This is a genomic window from Nocardioides korecus, assembly GCF_054778395.1.
Genome location: NZ_BAAGZO010000022.1, coordinates 1 through 3,676, shown reverse-complemented (window position 1 = coordinate 3,676; position 3,676 = coordinate 1). Strand labels below are relative to the sequence as shown.

General features: G+C 70.9%; 5 protein-coding genes. 1 reads left to right on the top strand and 4 read right to left on the bottom strand.

Annotated features, from left to right (window positions below; all coding sequences use genetic code 11):
- Window positions 1-293: 293 nt before the first annotated feature.
- Window positions 294-434 carry a hypothetical protein gene (locus ACYVDA_RS20580; RefSeq protein ID WP_460820410.1) on the bottom strand — a complete coding sequence of 47 codons (141 nt, stop codon included), beginning with the start codon at window positions 432-434 and terminating at the stop codon, window positions 294-296.
- A gap of 294 nt (window positions 435-728) precedes the next feature.
- Between ACYVDA_RS20580 and ACYVDA_RS20575 the strand changes: the two genes are divergently transcribed.
- On the top strand, window positions 729-1,418 hold the full coding sequence (locus tag ACYVDA_RS20575; RefSeq protein ID WP_460820409.1) for a uracil-DNA glycosylase family protein: 690 nt from the start codon (window positions 729-731) through the stop codon (window positions 1,416-1,418).
- A 108-nt stretch (window positions 1,419-1,526) separates the two neighbouring features.
- On the opposite strand, the gene ACYVDA_RS20570 is transcribed toward ACYVDA_RS20575, so the two are convergent.
- The 3 genes from ACYVDA_RS20570 to ACYVDA_RS20560 form a co-directional block, all read right to left on the bottom strand.
- Window positions 1,527-1,994, bottom strand: a complete 468-nt coding sequence (locus ACYVDA_RS20570; protein WP_460820408.1) for a DUF4383 domain-containing protein — start codon at window positions 1,992-1,994, stop codon at window positions 1,527-1,529.
- 114 nt (window positions 1,995-2,108) lie between these two features.
- Window positions 2,109-2,252 carry a hypothetical protein gene (locus ACYVDA_RS20565; RefSeq protein WP_460820407.1) on the bottom strand — a complete coding sequence of 48 codons (144 nt, stop codon included), beginning with the start codon at window positions 2,250-2,252 and terminating at the stop codon, window positions 2,109-2,111.
- A gap of 540 nt (window positions 2,253-2,792) precedes the next feature.
- Window positions 2,793-3,254: a hypothetical protein gene (locus ACYVDA_RS20560; protein ID WP_460820406.1), complete on the bottom strand. Its 462-nt coding sequence runs from the start codon at window positions 3,252-3,254 to the stop codon at window positions 2,793-2,795.
- Between the last annotated feature and the right edge of the window lie 422 nt (window positions 3,255-3,676).

Here is a 3,676-nt window from a genome sequence, read left to right as displayed (position 1 = left end):
CGGCTACACGGCGAGATCGGACTCGTCCCACCCGTCGAGTTCGAAGAAGAGCACTACCGGCTCAACCCCGCGCCGACTACCGTCGACGCGTCAGTTCAGAGTCTCTACTGAACCCGGCACGCAACAAACTGCGTCGACGAACCGACTGCACGACCCCGGCTGCGACACCATGGACTTGGCAGGACCCACACCACGCGCCGTCTGGTCGGGGAGGCGGTTTCCCGGGGGACCGGTCTACATGCGGCCCGGGCCGTCTTGGAAAGACGACCCGGGCCCCCCGCTCGCGCGCTGCCCTAGGCCGTGACCTGCGCGCCGGGGGTGAATCGTTCCCAGACGCGGTGGGACGCCAGCAGCTGCTGCACCTGGCCCAGGACGTCGGTGGCGCCCGCGCCCACGACCACGCCGGGGGACTCGGTGAGACCGGCCGTGAGCACGGTGGCACCCGCGCCTCAGGCGCCGATGACCTTCGCGTGGCGCCAGCACTCCTGCACCATCAGCTCGACCCCGGCGGTCGGTGCTGCGCCCCGGTGGTCCGAGGGCGGGGCGGGGGCTGGACGACGTCGATACCCGCATCCCTGCGCGTGATCTGGTCCCGCCCGCACTTTCTGCGGGCCGACCGGCGACGTGGCAGCGGGCCACCTCACCTCGGTCAGGGTGGGGATCACAGGTAGTGGGCGGGGTACCCCGCTCCCACCGTTCTACCGACCGGGGACGACAAGGAGGACCTGGTGACGCATTGGGACGAACCGGCACGACCCGGGGCGAGCTGGTGGCTCCCCGAGCGGCTCGAGCCCCCGCTGGTGGCCCTCGGGGTCGAGGTGTGCCAGGGGTGCGAGCTCCACGAGAATGCCCCAGGGGTGCCGGGCAGGGGGCCGGTGCCCGCGCCCGTCGTGCTGGTCGGGGTCCAACCCGTGCCCGAGGAAGCGGAGGGCGGCGACGCGAACCAGGCCCAATACGTGCTCCGCTCCGCTCTCGAGCAGGCGGGGCTGGACCTCGACGCCGTCTGGTCGACGTACGTCGTGAAGCACGCGGGGTCGGTGCCGTCGGCCGGGGACGGCCTCCACCCGGCCCACGTGGCGGCCTGTGCGCCCTGGTGGCGCGCCGAGCTCGAGATGATCCGACCCCGGTGGGTCGTGCTGCTCGGGGACGTCGTGGCCCGCACGCTGCTCGGGACCGACCTGGCCGCGCGCCTGGTCCGCGGGCAGCCGGCGGCGTGGCCCCGTGAGCTGGACCGCGCCGTGCGCCGGCTGGACGTTGCCCACCACCCCGAGCGTGTGCTCCTGACGGGCGATCCCGGTGAGGCGCTCGCCGAACTGGGCCGCCCGATGCCCGCCCAGATCGAGGCCCTTGTGGCCGACTTCCGACCGGTCGCTCTGGACGGGGCGTCGCGCGGACCGTCCTTCGGCGCCCGTTCGTGACGGCTCGCGCCGAGGTGCAACCGGGACGACCCGGGCCCGCATGGCGGCCACGACCCGGGGGTTGTGGCGCGCGGTGAGGGCCCGGTGGTGCTGACAGAGCAGGACGCCTCAGCGGCCCGCGGTGGCTCCGGCAGATCGGCGGCGGAGCAGGACGCCCAGCGTGACCATGCCGAGGCCGAGCACGAGGTGCAGCCAGTCGTCGGCGCTGTTGACGGGCACGAAGTTCGCACCACTGGACTTGTCGACGACCAGCCCGTAGATCCACAGGACGAGGTAAATAGCGCCACCACCGATGAGGTAGGCGACGGCGCTGTCGGCCCGACGGGAGAGGGCGAGGCCGGCAGCACCGAACAGCAGGTGCACGATGTTGTGCAGGACCGAGACCTGGAAGATGCCGAGGAGCTTGGCGTCGCTGTGGTGCCCGGCGAGGGACAGGTCGCTGTAGTGGCTGGTGATGCCCGGGACGAAGCCGAGCACCCCGACCACGAGGAAGACGATGCCGACGACGCGAGCGGCCGTGCGGACGGCCGAAATGGCCGTGCCGGCGCGGTCGTGGGTGGGTTCGTGAGCTGCCATGAGAGCCTCCTAGGAACGAGGGAAGTGGGGGACAGCGGTCGGTACCCCTCGACCCGCCGGGGAATCAGTCGCTCCCGCGAGGCACGCCGTAGCGTTCCCCAGACCATCTCGGTCCTAGGCGAGCTCGCCCAGGACGGGAGGCACCTGATCGACCAGCTCGTGGGCCAGGAAACCCACCCCGCCCACGCTGGAGGCCAGTCGCTCGCCGGCCATGCTGGCCCGCCCCGCCGACCCGACGCAGGCCGCGTCCTGGGGCACCTACCTGCACTCGACGGGCCAGCATAGCGTCGAAGGTCGCAAGGGATCGTCGCCGTCAATTACGCGGTTGCCGAGTTCACGGCCGGGGACGTTGTTGTTCGAGACGAGTGCCGGCCGGTTGCGGCGCTGGTCGTGGTCAAACTCCAGCCGTCCGCGAGGACTCGTTTTGGGTGCCCTCGGGGTCATCGGTCCGCTCGTCGGACTTGGCCAGGATCGCCTCGGCCTGTGCATGCGGATCGTCGGACCCGGCGGACTGACCGGTGGGTGTAGGCGCCTCTACAGGTTGCGATCAGACGCACGAGGGAGTACCCGACCCACGATCAGGGGTGGTCGTGGGTGGTCAGCTCGTTGTCCGGGTCGCTTGACACCAGTCCAGGTGTGTGGCCCGGGCGATCACGACGTCGCGATGGCAACAGCACGAGGTGGTGACCACAGGTGCGCCTATCATCACCGCTGGCCGAATCAGCGCGGTGTGTCGCTGAGGGGTGGTGTCACCTGCCAACCCGTGGCGCTCGTTCTACCCGACGGTCGGCTGGCACATCAGAGGCGGCGGCGGTCAGTCCGCTGCGCTTGGTGTGATGCGGTTGAAGCACCGCGCCTCTCGTGGGTGCGCAGCGCCACGAGGGCGAGGACGGCAGTGAGGGCCTCGGCGACGGCGCTGATCGTCTTCTGCGGGAACCAGACGGGTTCGTGCATCGGAGGGATCGGCCCAAGGGCGGGGACGCTGACGTATCGGGTGAGTACGACGGCGATGAATGCGCTGGCACCCACGCCGGCGGCGATCAGCAGCGAGGTACGGGTTCCTCGCAGAAGCACGTAGGCCGCTGAGAGGAGAGCCACCGCCGACTCGAGGCGGAAGAGATTGCCCTGGCCGATGCCCTGAGGCTGGGCAAGCTGGTAGCCACTGGCCAGCCGCAGGTGCACTACCGCATCGATGATCAAGCCGAGGGCGATCAAGGCCCGCAGCACCAACCCCCAGGGTCGTTTAACCGCGGTGGTCACGGCGCGACCCGGTGGGTGGGCGTGAGTGGTCGTCTTGGAGAGCTGGGTGTGGTGGGGAGGTCAATCCCAAAGGCTTGGCGCGTTGATAGCGGAGCTGCGGTGGGGTACATGGGTGCCTCGTCTGGGCTGGGAGCAGCGGCCCGACCCCTGATGGGCCTAGCGGGCCGGGTGGGTGGTGACGGTCGGATGGTGCGTCGAGGGTCGTGGGGCGGAGGCCGGACCGACCACCGCGAGGGTGATGGTGGGCCACGAAAGGTGTCCTCGCGGTGGCCGGTCCGGTCGTCGTGGCGGTGTCTCAGATCTCGTTGGTCGCGCGGCGGCGACGGCTGACGATCATGGCCCCACCGAGGGCCAGGGCACCGGCCCCGGCCGCCAGGACACCGGTGTCCTCGACCCCGCCGGTCGTACCGGTCCCGGTCGCC

Bases quoted from the DNA above. Each gene is read 5' to 3' on its own strand.
- ACYVDA_RS20570 (WP_460820408.1), bottom strand. From the start codon at position 1,994: ATGGCAGCTCACGAACCCACCCACGACCGCGCCGGCACGGCCATTTCG.